15 protein-coding genes and 1 pseudogene are annotated in these 14982 nt (G+C 58.4%); 13 read left to right on the top strand and 3 right to left on the bottom strand.

The window, feature by feature from the left end; all coding sequences use genetic code 11:
* Positions 1-103: 103 nt before the first annotated feature.
* The 3 genes from AC2VNM_RS10620 to AC2VNM_RS10610 are packed head-to-tail and all read right to left on the bottom strand — an operon-like array spanning position 104 to position 3327.
* Positions 104-805, bottom strand: coding sequence for a M48 family metallopeptidase (locus AC2VNM_RS10620; protein ID WP_483167299.1), 702 nt, complete (start codon positions 803-805; stop codon positions 104-106).
* Positions 806-810: 5 nt separating this feature from the next.
* The gene (locus tag AC2VNM_RS10615) at positions 811-2391 is read right to left on the bottom strand and encodes a type I restriction enzyme subunit R domain-containing protein (RefSeq protein WP_486913286.1); all 1581 of its coding nucleotides are present in this window, start codon (positions 2389-2391) and stop codon (positions 811-813) included.
* A 36-nt stretch (positions 2392-2427) separates the two neighbouring features.
* Positions 2428-3327: an IS1595 family transposase gene (locus AC2VNM_RS10610; RefSeq protein ID WP_486913285.1), complete on the bottom strand. Its 900-nt coding sequence runs from the start codon at positions 3325-3327 to the stop codon at positions 2428-2430.
* A 67-nt stretch (positions 3328-3394) separates the two neighbouring features.
* On the opposite strand from AC2VNM_RS10610, the gene AC2VNM_RS10605 reads away from it, so the two are divergent.
* The 13 genes and pseudogenes from AC2VNM_RS10605 (at position 3395) to AC2VNM_RS10545 (ending at position 14717) form a co-directional block, all read left to right on the top strand.
* On the top strand, positions 3395-4333 hold the full coding sequence (locus AC2VNM_RS10605) for a hypothetical protein (protein WP_486913283.1): 939 nt from the start codon (positions 3395-3397) through the stop codon (positions 4331-4333).
* Between the two features lie 65 nt (positions 4334-4398).
* Positions 4399-4797: a hypothetical protein gene (locus AC2VNM_RS10600; RefSeq protein ID WP_486913282.1), complete on the top strand. Its 399-nt coding sequence runs from the start codon at positions 4399-4401 to the stop codon at positions 4795-4797.
* A 125-nt stretch (positions 4798-4922) separates the two neighbouring features.
* Positions 4923-6089, top strand: coding sequence for a hypothetical protein (locus AC2VNM_RS10595; RefSeq protein WP_486913281.1), 1167 nt, complete (start codon positions 4923-4925; stop codon positions 6087-6089).
* Positions 6086-7303 (top strand): hypothetical protein, encoded by a 1218-nt coding sequence (locus AC2VNM_RS10590; protein WP_486913280.1) that lies wholly within the window; start codon positions 6086-6088, stop codon positions 7301-7303. Before AC2VNM_RS10595 ends, AC2VNM_RS10590 begins: the two co-directional genes overlap by 4 nt.
* Positions 7300-7518, top strand: a complete 219-nt coding sequence (locus tag AC2VNM_RS10585) for a hypothetical protein (RefSeq protein WP_486913279.1) — start codon at positions 7300-7302, stop codon at positions 7516-7518. Before AC2VNM_RS10590 ends, AC2VNM_RS10585 begins: the two co-directional genes overlap by 4 nt.
* Positions 7515-8813 (top strand): hypothetical protein, encoded by a 1299-nt coding sequence (locus AC2VNM_RS10580; protein WP_486913278.1) that lies wholly within the window; start codon positions 7515-7517, stop codon positions 8811-8813. The genes AC2VNM_RS10585 and AC2VNM_RS10580 overlap by 4 nt, the downstream gene beginning before the upstream one ends.
* Positions 8810-9697, top strand: coding sequence for a phospholipase D-like domain-containing protein (locus tag AC2VNM_RS10575; RefSeq protein WP_486913277.1), 888 nt, complete (start codon positions 8810-8812; stop codon positions 9695-9697). Before AC2VNM_RS10580 ends, AC2VNM_RS10575 begins: the two co-directional genes overlap by 4 nt.
* 33 nt (positions 9698-9730) lie before the next feature.
* Entirely contained in the window at positions 9731-10183 is a 453-nt protein-coding gene (locus tag AC2VNM_RS10570) for a hypothetical protein (protein WP_486913276.1), read from the top strand.
* 20 nt (positions 10184-10203) lie between these two features.
* Positions 10204-10353, top strand: a pseudogene (locus tag AC2VNM_RS10565) (phospholipase D-like domain-containing protein); the annotation flags it as partial.
* Positions 10350-10730 carry a hypothetical protein gene (locus tag AC2VNM_RS10560; RefSeq protein ID WP_486913274.1) on the top strand — a complete coding sequence of 127 codons (381 nt, stop codon included), beginning with the start codon at positions 10350-10352 and terminating at the stop codon, positions 10728-10730. The pseudogene AC2VNM_RS10565 and the gene AC2VNM_RS10560, both read left to right, overlap by 4 nt.
* A 40-nt stretch (positions 10731-10770) precedes the next feature.
* On the top strand, positions 10771-10992 hold the full coding sequence (locus tag AC2VNM_RS10555) for a transposase (protein ID WP_486913287.1): 222 nt from the start codon (positions 10771-10773) through the stop codon (positions 10990-10992).
* A gap of 141 nt (positions 10993-11133) precedes the next feature.
* A complete protein-coding gene (locus AC2VNM_RS10550; RefSeq protein WP_486913273.1) occupies positions 11134-11616 on the top strand; it encodes a hypothetical protein in 483 nt (160 codons plus the stop codon).
* Between the two features lie 140 nt (positions 11617-11756).
* Entirely contained in the window at positions 11757-14717 is a 2961-nt protein-coding gene (locus AC2VNM_RS10545) for a hypothetical protein (RefSeq protein ID WP_486913272.1), read from the top strand.
* Positions 14718-14982: the final 265 nt, after the last annotated feature.

The following is a 14982-nucleotide window of genomic DNA, read 5'->3' as shown; positions in this document are numbered from 1 at the left end:
ACGGGATGCTGAAGAAGGGCTACGGCAGTCCTTTCTGCTATCAGTGTCAACGGCAATTGAAAACTGACCCCCTCCGTCACAGGGAAGAAGTTCTTCGCTTTCCTCATAGCAGAGCGGTTTCCAGGCGTGCCTTCCTGGTCTCCCAGTCAGGCATCACTTGCCCCAGCAGGCGGTAGAACTCGGCGTCGTGGTCCCTGTGCTTCAGGTGGCAGAGTTCATGGACCACTACGTATTCAATACAGGCACGAGGGGCGCGGATAAGGTTGGCATTCAGGGTCATGGTCCCTGCTGGCGACAGGCTTCCCCAACGTGATTGCATCGCCCGGACTATCACTCGCGGTGGCTGGTGGCCCTTGAAGCGGGGCAGCGCCTGATTCAATACTTCCTTGAAGACGGCCCTGGCGTGGTCCAGATACCAGCGCCAGAGCAGGGCGTTGACTCGCTCGGGGGTGGCTTTGCCTGGCATGGTCACCACGAGATGGCCGCGACTCATCCGTACGGATGGAGGCTCCCCGGAAACCAGCTTCAGGCGGTATTGCCTGCCCAGGTAGAGATGGGTTTCGCCGCTCACATATTGGCGCTGGGGTGTACGTGGGCTGTAGCGCTGGAAGTTCGCCAGTTGGCGGCTTATCCAGCCGGCACGTTTCCGCACTCGTTGGGCGATGACCTCTTCCGCGCAGTCCATCGGTGCCCGCACCACGACGCGCTGGTCGGGGTGGACCTCGATGCCCAGCGTGCGGCGTGTCGAAACCCATTGCACCTGGTAGTGAATCGTCTCAGGGCCGTAGGTGAGCTCGTAGTCCATGGTTTTCACGATGGCATCCGGTGGCGCGCCAGCTGCATGGTGCGGTCGATGATCTCGTCCATTTCTTCCGTGCTCAGGGGTATATCGTTCTCCCCCTTGATGACGTCATAGAGGTAATCGTCGATGTCGTTCATCGTCCGGCGCTGGGCGTCCAGGTTGTCCCAGAAGCCCACCACACGGTTGCGCTCGACGATGGACCAGATGCTCACTGCCGCCTCGGCTGCGGAGGTCTTGGCCTGGTCCCGGTCGGCAATGAGGCCGGTGAAGTAAGGCACCAGCATGCCAAAGCAGGCGACGGCGTGGTCGTTGCCGCGCAAAACGGCGGGGATGTCGTCGCCCTTCCGGTGGACCACCGATTCCTTGATCTCACTGACCCGCTTCAGATACTCCAGGTCTGAAATGCGCCCGGCCCGGTAATCGTCGATGGCTTGCTGGATGAGCTTGGAAAACTTCTCGTAGAAGGCGGGGTCCTCCTCCAGGCGTTCGCTAATGGCGCGCTTGGTGGCGTGGGCGATGATGTCCGCCTTGGCGGCGGTCGGCTTGCCCTGCGCCTGCTCTTCCACGACTTGCTGGAAGGCATCCGCGTCGAAGATGTTTACCGGCTCGTTGAGCTTCAGCACCTCATTGGCCGAGATATGGGTGTCGAGCAGCTTCTGTATCTTCGGCTCGTAGTCCCGGTAGTCGATGGACTCGGCGTAGCGCAGCTTCACGGCAGCCTTCAGGTTGGTGAAGTGCTTCAGGTCAGCCTTGTATGCCTTGATACGGCCCTCGGGCGTGCCGGTGATGAAGGACTCGGACGACATGGCAATGGCCAGGGTCTTGGCGAAATCGGACAGCCGCCCGTAGAAGTTCTCGCGCACCTTCGCGTCGGCGAGAAACTGCTCGAAGGCTTCCTCGTCCTGCTGGTTCTCGACGGTCTTGAACACGTCCCTCAAGTCTGCATGGCGTTGCGGCAGCTGTCGAACTTCCTCGTTGATGCTGGACAACGCGCCGGCCAGGTCGGCTTCCTCGAAGCCCTCGAAGGCACTGTAGGTGGTCAGCGCCTGGTCCAGCTCGCCGAGTATCCCGGCGTAGTCGATGATGTAGCCGAACTCCTTGGGCTTGGCACCTTCGTCATCGTCATAGAGGCGGTTCACCCGGGCAATGGCCTGCAACAGGGCGTGCTCCTTCAGCTTGCGGGTCAGGTACAGCACCGTGTTCCTGGGGGCGTCAAAGCCGGTGAGCAGCTTATCTACTACGATGAGGATTTCCGGGTCACTGCCGAACTTGAAGCCGTTGATGATCTGCTTCTCGTACTCCTCCTGGCCGCCGTAGCGCTTCATCATGCGTTGCCAGAAGGCCACCACCGCATCCGTGGATTCCTCGGCATCCACTTCGTCGAAGCCCTCACGCTCGTCGGGGGCGGAGATGATGACCTCGCTCGCGACCTCGCCAAGCTCGTCCAGGAAGGTCTTGTACTTGAGTGCGGCGGCTTTGGAGGGAGCGACAAGCTGGGCCTTGAAGCCGGTGCCCTGCCAGTTCTGCCGGTAATGCGCGCTGATGTCGAAGGCCCGCATGTAGATGACCTGGTCAGCCTTGTTGAGCATTTCCGCGCGGGCATACTTCTTCTTTAAACATGCCTCTTAACCTTTCTCAGCCAGCAGCCGGACGGGTCTGTGGTCCATACACGCGTTGAGCAGGCGCAAGGGAAGCTCAGCTTCCCAGAAGCGGCGATTGAAGCGATAGACAAACTCATCGAGGTACTCCTGAAGATAGGTGCCGGTGACCCCATGGAACGTGCCCAGCAAGAAAGCCTTGAGATTTCCAATGGCGATGTGGACCCACGGAAGCCACCCGTCTACCTGTTCTGCCTTCGTCACGCGGCCTTCATGCTGCTGGGTTTCTCCCAGTACCCGCAACGCCATCAGGCCGTCTGTGCGAGTTGTTTGCCAGGGAAGCAGACGCCGCTTGGCAAACTGGCGAATGTTCTCCGCAGATACCGATGGGGTTGCCTCTATCGCAATGAATCCGGCCTTTTTGCCGCGGTTTTCTACAGCGACCAGAATGGGCGTCTTCCCCTCTGCCCCGCGTCCGCATTTGCCCCCAGAGCTCCGGCCGCCCACGAAAGCATCGTCCACTTCCACGAGACCGCCCAAGCGATAGATGCTGTCGCGATCGGCCATCGCGCGGCGCATTTTGCGCAGCATCCGATGTGCCGTAATCCAAGACACTCCAATCTGCTTGGACAGTCGCAAGGCCGACAAACCGCCTTTGTCGCAGACCATCAGATAGATGGCCAGAAACCACAGCACCAACGGAACATTGCTGGAATGAAAGAGTGTGCCCGCCGTCACCGAAGTCTGATGCCGGCAGCGCCCGCACTGATAGAGTTTGCGATCCGCGATCCAATGGCCGTGATCATGCCCACATTTCGGGCACTGGAAGCCCTCAGGCCAGCGCTGCTGCTTCAGCGCTTCCATGCAGGCTTCCTCTGTGCCAAAGCGCTCCTGCCACTGCACCAGATTCATCGCTTCCGCCTTCATCTCCAGCCCTCCAATCCTATTCGCACACAAGGAGTTAGAGATGCTTAGCTGAAAATAGTTCAGAGGCATGAATTATGATGACCCGCCTCTTTTCGCATCGTCGCTGTCAGCTCCGTGTGGCCGTCGCCTTCGCCAGCGGCCTCCTGGTGTCCCTGTCGATAGCGTCTGGGCCAGTTTTCGCTATGAGGGCGCGCCACCTGCGAATGGGCAGGACTGGGACCAGGGCAGTACGGTATACCTGCAGAATCCCGCTGATCGGGGAGCCCCGCCGGTATTGCAGAAGCTATTGGCGGCAGGCGCAGGGCCGGGCTTGCAGCAAAGGGGTGCGGGCATCGCCTGGCCTTGCCATGGCAGCGACCAGGGGCCTCTGGATACGCTGCTGTATCGGCTTCTGCCGTCTGGCTGGAAGCTGTACGTGAAGCCGGGAACCGTGCTGACGTTGCCCGCCCAGTATGCGTGTCACGGTAATCCATGGACGACTGAGGTGGACCAGATGTTGCGAAGCCAGGATATGACTGGCACGTTGTGGTGGGGCTACGATGTACTGGCTATTGCACCTGCACAGCAACAGATAGCAAGCGATCCGATGCCTGCGGGGAAAATCCAGCCGGGTGGGCCCATGATTCCCGCACCCGCGGATTCCATCGGGCAGAAAACCGATCCTCTGGCTGTATCGACCGTCCTGCATGGCAGGAAGCCTTTGCCAGAAGACGCCGCGTGTGCTCAGGCCAAGAGGCCTGCGAAGATCACCGCAGCCAGGGAGAAAGCCATCACCGCAGCTCCAGGAACCGAAGAGGTACAAGATGCACCGTTGAGCATTGGTCGTGGTGGCAAGATTGTCGCAGCAGGCTGGGCTGAGCATGTGATCCCGTTGTCGAAAGCCATACACGAACACTGGCGCCTGGCGCTGCCAGCCCATCCGACCGCAAGGCAGGCACGCCTCGGGAAATTGTGGATGGACAATGGTGGTGTCCTGTTTCAGCCGCTCCCAAGCGGGAAATCCTGATCCTCGCGCGCCAGGATCGGACAGTGTCTGTACCGTTGGCGTGTCTTTCTATCAGAGGTGTACTCATGAAAAACCAGCTCGCAAGACTTTCCAGCACGGTAATCCTTGGATCTTCCTTTGTGCTCGCAGTATCCCTTTCGGGTTGTTCCAGCACCCCGAGTGGCCCAAGCAAGACCGATGTGCTCAAGGGATTGGCACAAATGGATGCAGCTAATGAGGGCGACTGGAAAGGAGATTATCGCCATGAAAAGGATTTCATGCTCAAACTGAAGCCCTACATGCGCGGGCTGAAATGTGCCAAAGCCGGCGTAGAATCATGGACGTGTGACTATCGATTCGTGAATGACAAAGGAAGATCGACTGGACAGGAGCAGGTCAAGTTGCGCAAATCTGGCCACCATTGGAATTATGTCCCGGGCAGCTTCCGGGACCTGGCCTCTTCGGTGAGCCGAAGCGACGACTGATTTCGGCAAAAGGAAATCCCCCAATCGACGGCATCAATACAGGGACGTGGTGCCGTTTTTTCTGGCGCTTGACCATTACACGGAAACGTTCTATCTTTTTATAATGAAAGAGAAAGGAGATTCCCATGAACCAGAATGTCATCGGTGGCCTGGATAGCTTCATCCGAGAGAAGGATGTACATGACCTGATGCAGGCACTGGCGAAGAACCAGACGCTGACGGAGCAGATGGTGATTGCTGCGCGGGGAGATCAATGGAATCTCGCACTGACGCTAATCCGGCAGGAGTTGGACCCGGATCATCGCAGTACCCTGCGCAAGATGACGGACTATGTGATGAAAGCTCTGGGCCGGGAGAAAAAGGACGGTGTGGACTCCGGCAGCACTCTGGTAGAGGACCTGCCCATTCCCGGTACCGTGGGCCTGTCTGATGTGGTCGTTTCCTGGGCCGACTCGGAAAAAGAACTGGCCAAGGAAGTAGAGAGCATCCGCTCCTGTCTTGATGCCTTGGGGATCTTCGATGAAGAGGGGCAAAAGGCGCTACAGGAGGTTCATGTCGAGCACATGAATCTGGGCGTGGGAGAAGTCTCTGTACGCCTCGACAACGAGAAGCATCGGTTTCAGACGACTGCCAATCTAAAAGTCGGGCGGATACTGTCCCTGTTGGGACACCTGCTTCCGGGGGTGGGAGACAAGACCGAAATTGGCGCCACCATGAACCTGCGCATCCCCTACAACGATTCCCGCAACAAGTTCATCGCTGCATTGCTGGCCCTGGAGCTGCAATCCAACAATCGCATGTATACCTGTACACAAATGAAGAACATGCGCGATGAGTGGGACATCGAGAGCGAGGACGATTTGCGTCAACAGTGGAAAAAAACGAACGAGAGTATGGCCTATTTGCGGGAAACATTCGCCGCCGTTGACAACGAAATGCAAAAAGCCTACTTGGCTCATCCAACGGGAGAGAGTGAAAAAGTCCATTATAACTGTTGCTTGCGTGCCTTGGATCTTGGGTATTACGACAGGGCGATTCAGTCGCTTGAGAGCATCCAGGGAGCGATCATCCCGATCAAGCGGGCGATGGGCGAGAACTATTACCTGTTTGCGGCGAACGTCATCCTGCAGGCGCAGGTAGCGGGCTTTGCTGACGATCTGAAGAAGATCGCCAAGGAGCGATTTGGGGTCGATCTTTCGCAACCCGTTGCGGAATCGAAAGTCGCCAGAGCCGCTGAAACTCCTTCCTCACCACCGGCGTTTCTGGCCCGTAAACCGGGGAGCCGTCCATGAATCCGAATCGCATAGGTGACGGTGTGTATCGGGAGCAGCATCTGCACGAGTTGATGCAGGCACTGGCGAAGAACCAGGCGCTGACCGAGCAGATGGTGATCGAGTCACGCGGGAATCGCTGGCACCTGGGGATCTCGTTGCTCCGGCAGGAGTTGGATCCGGATCATCGCGGTGTCGTGCGCAAGATGGTGGACTTCGTTGCGAAATCCTTGGGGCGGGATAATCCCAAGGGCGCGGATTTCGGCAGCACTCTGGTAGAGGACCTGCCCATTCCCGGCATCGTGGGTGTGTCTGATGTGGTCGTTTCCTGGGCCGACTCGGAAAAAGAACTGGCCAAGGAAGTAGAGAGCATCCGCTCCTGTCTTGATGCCTTGGGAATTTTCCATGAGGAAGGGCAGAGGGCGCTACAGGAGGTACATGCAGAGCATGTGAATGTGGGAGTGGGGGATTTTTCCGTGCGCCTCGATAACCAGAAGCATTTGTTGCAGGCGTCGGGCAATCTGAAAGTCGGCAGGGTACTGGCCATGCTGGGCCATGTGATCCCCGGTCTGGGAAAGACCGATCTGGGTGGCACGCTGAACCTGCGCATCCCCTACAAGGACTCTCGCAACAAGTTCATCGCCGCAGTTCTGGCCCTGGAACTGCAGGGCAATGGCCGTCTATACACCTGTGCGGGAATGCGCAATGCACGGAAACGCTGGGACAGAGACAATCTCAGCGCAGAAGAATTACAGCAACAATGGGATAAGGCCGTACAGAGCCACGCCTGTCTGGACGAAGCACTGGCGGCGGTGGACCCGGAAATGCGTCGGGCGTATCTCGCGCATCCCATGGGCAACTACGATGAAACGTTCTACGACGCCGCCGTGCGTAGTGTGAAGAACGGCAGCTATGACGAAGCCATCGAGTTGCTGGATCCGATTCAGCATCCGATCCTCCCGGTCAAGCGGGCGATCGGGGAGAACTACTATCTGTTTGCGGCCAACGTCATCCTGCAGGCGCAGGTAGCGGGCTTTGCCGAAGAGCTGGAGGCGGTGGCGAAAGAGCGCTTTGGCATCGATCTGCGGCAAGAGTCTGCGGCGAATAGGGATGGCCATCTCGACAGGTCGGCGCAGGGCTCTGATGCGACGGCTGCCACAGGCCTACCGGCAGCGGATACGGAAACGACTCCTCCGCCCGCGTTTCGTTCCCGTCGACCTGGGCGGCGTCCGTGAAGCCCAGGCTGCCGGAAGACAAGGAAACGCAGCGCAAGCGGATCACTGCGTACCGCAAGCGTTGCCGGGAGGAAGGCTTCGTGCGCATCGAGATCTGGCTGGAACCTGATATGGAAGAACGATTCCAGCAATTGATGCAGGGGCGAAAGATGGGTCGGAAAGAGTTGTTTGTCGCCTTGCTGCAAGAGGCGTCTGAAAAGGATGGCGAAAAATGAACAGCGTGTGTAACACCACGATACGATGGGTGTCTGCAGGGGTCCTGTTGGCTTTGGGCATTCCTGCAGCACAGGCCGGTGTCTTCGGCGCGCTGGATGATCTGGCCAACGCAGCGCAGGACTCCGGTATCAACGTTCCCGGCAGCGTCTATGAGGCAGGCAATGCCGTGCAGGACATGCGCAATGCTGGTCAGCAGGTGACGCCTACGGCAACCCAAATTGCCAGCCCGCCAGTGTGTCCTCCGGGCTATACTTGTGCGCCGCAGACGCCGCCGCCGGTTTGCCCGCCAGGAGACATTTGTCGTCCCGACGCACCAGGCACGATTGCGACTCCGGCGCCTACGGGTCGTGTGACGACGAACAGCCCGATTGCCGCCCAGAATGCGCTGCTGCAGTCGCAATTGGGCTTCACGATCCTGCCGCGCGAGCGCGTCCACCGAGGCGATCCCCACTACATCCAGTTTGTCTTTCCCAGCCAGTCTTTCGTGAATGCGCACGATCCACACATCGAGTCGATGGGTGATCCCGGGCATTATCGCCAGTTCGAGGTCAGCCAGAACAACCGCGAATTGCCCTATCTTTCCCCTGCCGATTGGCAACGGTACATCGTCGAGACCTACCGCGTGTGGCCCAGACAGGAGCAGATTCCGACCGATACCGTGGCACCTGGCGATACCCGCGGTGGCCTGTACCGGATCGGGGAGGGCGACTATCGCTTTTTCACCCAAACGGCGGTGAGTTTTTTCCTGGGTTCGGCACAGGGAGAGAGCCGGATTGCGCAGGAACGGGCGCAGGGCATCCGGGTTCCCAATCTCTGGGTCATCCTCGATCCAGATTGCACGCTGTCTTATGACTTCTACCAGCAGGCGAAGAAGGATGCGGACCAGGGGCGGATCGACATTCATGCGGTTGTCGTCGGACTGGATCCGGGGAGCCCGGGAAGGGCCGAAGCGATTCTGGCGTCCCGCGCTCCCGGTGTGAAAGGTGCCGGTGCCGGCCAGATGGCGGCGACGGAACTGGCGCAGGATTATGACCACTTCTCCTTCAACCCCGAACAGGGTGGTGTGGCGCCACTGACTGGCAACGCGGCGGCGCGCAGCCTGGTGCGGAAGAATGACCGTCTGATGTATGCCGTGGCGGCGACCTACAGTCGGCAGGGAAACTCGACCCAGTTGATGGCGTATCCGACGATGCTGTTCCGCGATCAAGGGCAGGCATATCTGTATACCAACCTGCACTCACAGCCGATCTGGTACACCAAACTGTTGAGTGCCCTGGCACAAGGAGCCGCATGATGCTGTACATCGAACCGCAAGCCGGCCCCGCGCCGATAGTGAGACTCATCGACCAGGCCCGTCACGAGGTCAGTGTCGGTGTCTATTACCTCTCCGACCGGCCCATTCTGAGCGCCATGGCCGCTGCCCGTCAGCGCGGTGTTGCCGTGCGCGTCATCATCGAAGGCAAGCCCTATGGGATGAAGCCCTGGCAGGTGAGGAAGGAAGAGCGGAAGATCGAGGCCACCGGCGCACAACTGCATCTGGCACCTGCCCGCTTTACGAGCCATGGCGATCAGTATGCCTTCTACCATGCGAAGTACGCCTGCAACGGCCACGAGTGCGAGATCGGTACCGCCAATATGGATTGGTCGGCCTTCCACAAAAACCGGGAGTACCTCTATGTCACCCAAAATCCTGCCGTGGTGCAGGCGGCCAACGCTGTTTTCAACGCCGACTGGATCAATCAGCGTGCCCCCGCTTCCGCGCACCAGGTTCTTGTTCTTTCTCCTGGGAGTTCCGCCAACCAACTGCTCCAGGTCATCAATCAACCCGGCCCTATCGATGTCGAGTCGGAAGAACTCGGACCCTATGCGCCGATCCTCGATGCCATGGCGGCGAAGGGCGCGGATCTTCGGCTGATCCTGCCGGCCAGCATCAACGCGCAGGACCGGAAGGATGTGGCCTTCCTGCGGCAACACGACTGTCAGGTTCGGCTCCTGCCAAAGAAGCCGATCTACATGCACGCCAAAATGATTGTCGGCAATCAGTTGGCTTTTGTGGGCAGCGAGAACTTCACGGAAACGAGTCTGGAGTCGAATCGGGAGATGGGCCTGGTGCTAAACGAGTCTGATATTGCCACGTTGCAGGCGCAATTTGAAAAGGACTGGGCGAGGGCCGAGTGATGGGAAAAGTACCAGAACGGTAAGGAGATTAAGATGAACGCATCGGGAAGTAATATCGCTAGAGAAGAAAACGATTTCAGTCCTCTTTACATTGGGTTGATTCTCGTTGCTCTTTCTTTGATTGCTGTTGCATCGTTTTACCTCATAATACTCTCAGGGTTTTTCCTTGATTTTTTCTCGAAAAACCCAAACATGCTGGACCACGGCTCGATCAGTCGGCACATTACCGATTTTTGCAAGCTACACCCTGAGCCTTCGTGGATCGTGCCTTGGTTCTTTTGGGCAGTACAGGGAAGCAACTACCTTGTTCACTATGTGTTTAGCATTGGAAATAGAGGGTTTTTTCTGGTAGTTGTGGCGATGTATGAGGGCATGTTCTTCTTGGGATTTTCGACAATTATTCTGTCTACTGCAATAGTTTTTGCAACTTCATTTATGGCTTCTATTATAGAAACTTTCTTACGACCATTTGTTAAAAATCAATGAGGGCAGACGATATGGAAAACATCGGTCGGTCCTTGGCCTTCATTGGCTCGGAGAACTTCACCCAGACGAGCTTGCAGGACAATCGGGAAATGGGCTTGTTGTTGAATGGCGCCGTGATTCCACAGTTGCAGACGCAATTCGACCGGGACTGGGCGAGAGCAGGGCAATGACAGCCATTTCTGACCTCCTCTCTCCAGAAGTGCAATCTTTTCAGTGGATGCCCGTTTACATTGAGCCCATTCCCTTCTCCGGGGAGCGGCTCTGCGCGGCCATTGTTTTCCGCACCGAAGACGGGCAGACAAAGACTGTCAGCACCGAAGCCATCGCTATGCGCCGCCTGGTACACGAGCTGAACGCGAGTCTGGATGCCCACGCCAGGACCGGGGGCGAACTTGCAGCCTGGACCCCGCCCTTCGACAACGTATACCGATCGGCGGTGCGCACGGTGCGCGAGACATCACTGGATGCTGCGATGGCGACCATCATCTCGAATTCTTCCAGTGTGTACCGGCCTGCGCGAGACCGCACCCAAGAGGAAAACCGATGAAGTAAGCTAACGCAAAGGAGTCAAAGCCGCATATCAACCGCTGATCACCGCATTCCGTAACTGGCGGGAGGAAATCATGGCCTACTTCGACTGGCGACTGACCAATGCCTGTGCGGAGTCGGTCAACAACCTGATCTGCGTCGCCAACCGTATGGGCCGTGGCTACAGCTTCGAGGTGCTGCGGTCGCGGATACTGCTGACCAACCATGCCGGGCACAAGAAGAAAAAGCTTTATGCCCTTGCTGAGGACGGGCTGCTATAGTGGCAGATCCATCACGGAATTTAGATACCCAATCATATTAGAGAAAGCAAAAAGGGTGGCACCAAATATAAAGAACCATGGTAGCTGGCAGCATGACGGCTACCACGCGCAAGGTAACCGGTTACAAAAGGAGCTTCAATCATGTTTTCTCGCAAACAGCTGGACAATAGCCCGGAGGCATATGCTGCCCGGATTCAAGCAAACATCAGCCATGACGGACCTTCTCAGAAGGAGCTGATGGTCATGTGCAAGACCTTCTGGCTGCGCATGGCCTCCGGCATCAGCATGACCCTGATGGGCACCACCCTGGCACTGGCCGGCAATGGCTTTGGGCAAACGGCACTGAACGTCGGTACGAATCTGTCGGATTTCGGTGGACTCATGCAGTCGGGCTTCTACCTGTCGGGCTTTGGCCTGGTCGGATGGGGAATTCACACCATGCGTAAAGCCCACAAGGAAGAGGGGCAGGGCAAGTCCAAGATGTCGCACGGCGCGCTGGAAACGCTCTTTGGTGCGGGCCTGATCGCCGTCCCGACCTTCGCCGGGCACGCGGTGAACACGCTGTTCACCAACTCGACGAACGCTACGGAGAATTCCACGTCGGCGCAGGTAGTCAATAACTAAACAGGTCAATGGATGGGCCATTGTGCCCATCTTTCCTGCCCTGCTATCGAGATTTCAGCCATTTGCAGGGGCGTCGTAACGGTACCCAGTGGGCACGGTGCGCAGCGCTTCCTGCCAATTTTTTTCGGGAGAAGCAGCACATGGGAGCATTTGCCCAGACTCTGGGGATCAACCTCAACAGCCACGTTTCCGTACATTCGATACAGGGACAGACGAGTTTTGCCACTGGGATCGGCGGGCTGGTTTCGGTGCTGCGGGTGGACGGGCTGATGCGCATGATGGGGCGTTCTCCGGAGATTCGAGCGCGAATGGATGAGGAACTGTTGCAAATCCTCGCGCCGCTTTTCCAAAAACCCGGACACATTCTGCAATGGAGCTTTGCCCGGGATCCCCGCTGGTCCAAGGTCGCCATGGACAGATATATCGCCCGGTTGCGCCACGCGGCCAAGCGTATGCAGCTGGAAGAAGATCTGGTAAATGCCTATCGCTCGATTCAGAGCCGATTCATTCCCGAGGTTGCCCTGATGGCCATCTGGACGCTGCCATCTGCATTGCTGCCGCATGAGATAAAGGAGCAGACGAAGCAACGGGATGCCGCTCTGGACATGAAAATGGGGCCTTGGCAAGTTCCGAATCTGGCGCTTCCGGCGCTTCCGGCCATTCACCACGCACTGATCGATACATTGGTGGTGAACCTCGAAAAAACGGGGATTTCCGTGCGGCTTCTGCAGGTGGACGAGGCCATTCGTGCGTGGCGGCAGGCAATAGATCCGGAAAACGCGGATGATACGGTATGGACCCAGGAAAATCGGCCGCTCCTGAACGATCGCAATGGCTTTGGGATACCGACCATCCGGGAACAGATCCTGCCATATCGGGCAGTAACCCATGCCAATGATATCGTCGAATGCAACGGGGTCTATCGCAAGGCCTTGGCCATGTCCTTTGGTCCTGCGCAAAAGGTCCGCTTTGCCGACCTGATTGCGCTCATGAGCCACCATCTGGATCTCCCCTGGAGTTATACCGTAACCCTGGCGCCGTCCAAGGGAAATTTTTATCAGGGGATCATGACCGGGGCGGTCGCGGCCATTCTCTCGCTCACCAACAAAAGCAACAGCTTGATCACGGATGCGTCGGACTACGTGTTGGACCGGGCGCGGAAAGGCGATTACCTCCTCGATATGCGGGTACTGTTCTCCACCTGGGGGGATTCCGCGGACGAATGTCTGCGCAATGCCCGGCGCCTGGAGCTGGCCATACGATCCTGGGGCTCCATCACCGTCGACGGCGTGAACGGAGACCCGATTCCGTATTGGCTGTCGACCATTCCGGGATTGCGCACGGACACCGCGGGAACCATTCACACGCCGAACTTCAGCGACTCGCTGCCGTTCCTGCCGCTGGCGACGCAGGCCTCTCCCTGGGAGGAAGGATCCCTGTTGTTACGGTCCCCGGACGGCAAGGACATGCCGATCCGGATGGGCTCCGCGCTGCAGAACGATTTCGTCATTGCCCTGATGGCTTCCCCCGGCTCGGGAAAATCGGTGTTGGTAGCGCTGCTGCTGATGGCCCATCTTCTCGAGGGTGGTCATGACGCCTTGCCACCGGCGGCAATCATCGATATCGGCTATAGCTCCCAGAACAACGGAAAAAACCTGCGGGACAGTCTGCCGGAAAACCTGCGCTACCAGGTCAACGTCATGGTCCTGCGTCAGACCCGGGAGCATGCGGTGAACCCGTTCGACCAGCCACTGGGATACCGGAATCCGTTGCCGCAGTACCGGGCACGGCTGCTGGAGTTGCTGGTCATGCTCTGTACGCCCGTCGGGAAGGCGACCCCGCCGGACGATATGTACGAGACGCTGGGCTATCTCCTCGACATGGCCTATGACCGCTATTCCGACCTGCACCACGATGGTGCGCCGAAGCGCTGGTCCAGGGGGCAGAGCCCCGATCCGGCCATAGATGCCTTTGTCGAACAGGGAATCCAGAGTGGGCGCTATGTGGATGGCAGACCGCACTGGTGGAAACTGGTGGATGACCTGTTCCTGGCTGAGCAGTATGCGTTGGCGGCTTCGGCGCAACGCTACGCCATGCCGCTGGTCGGCGATCTGATCCAGTTTTGTCGGGATCCGGAAGTCGTGGCGCGCCTGGGAAAGGTGGGCAAGCAGCACGAAGCCTCGGAATCGTTGCTGGATCGGGTGGCCCGGTATCTGGAATCCGCCGTGCAGGAATATCCCATCCTCTGCAACTATACCGTCCAGAACCTGCAGGCCGCGCGGCTCAATATCCTCGACCTGGCTGAGGTGACGGCGGGCACCGGCCCGGATGCTGCCAAGCGCACGTCGGTCATGTATCTGGCAGCACGTTTTGCGGCGACCGGGCATTGGTATGTGGATCCCGAGGAAGATCCGCAGCGGGCGCCGGAGAAATACCGGAAATACCATCAACAGGAAATGAAACAGGTCGTTCAGCAACCAAAATTCGTAGTGTATGACGAATTTCATCGCACCGAAGGAGCGGAACCGCCGCGTCGCGTCATCGACCGGGATGCCCGGGAAGGCCGGAAATACAACATCCGGATGGCGCTTTCCAGCCAGCGGCTTGCCGATTTCGACCAGAAATTTCTGGCCGAGAACTGTTCCACGAAGTACATCCTTTCGGCTCCGGAAGATCCGAAGGATCTCATCGAGCGTTTCCAGCTGTCGGCCGCAGAGGCGGAAGTGCTGCCGCTACTGCGCGGTCCGTCGGCGCTCGGCTCCAATATCCTGTGCCTGTGGAATACCAAGCGTGGCCGGTATCGCATGCTCCTTTCCGATCCGGTACCGCTGGAGTGGCTCTGGGCATTCACCACCACCTCAGAGGACCGGACGCTGTTGTCCGAGCTGCAACGCTTCGTGTCGCCTGGCATGGCCCGGAAACTGGCCGCGGCGCGTTTTGGCACGTCCGCGAAGAGTGTCATCGAGAAGCGCCGTGGGGAGGCCGCCGAGGGCGAGACCGAGGCAGCTCTGGCCAAGGAGCTGATGGATGCCTGGAACCGGGAGTGGGCGCAGGAGACCCGCGCACGGATTTTCGGGGAGCCGCATTCCGCGCAACGCTGACGGGTCACCGGCAGGCATTTGCAACCAGGACCACTTGGCGGGCCTGTCCCGGTCTGTTCGGCAGCTCCCTGCCGAGTCAGGGATGGGGAATCCTCCCATGCCTTAACCATAAATGGTGGATTCCTGCCTTATTCCCAAACAGCGTACCACAACCCGCGACCTGGTGTGGTATCCGCACAGCGGATCGACCCCCACCGTTTTGGACGAAGAAAAAAGGTCAGAAGCAGACATAAGACAGGCATACCAGAGGTCGAAAGGGATGCCG

The organism is Acidithiobacillus sp. TH-A67, from assembly GCF_057473545.1.
This window is presented reverse-complemented; position numbering and strand designations above follow the sequence as displayed.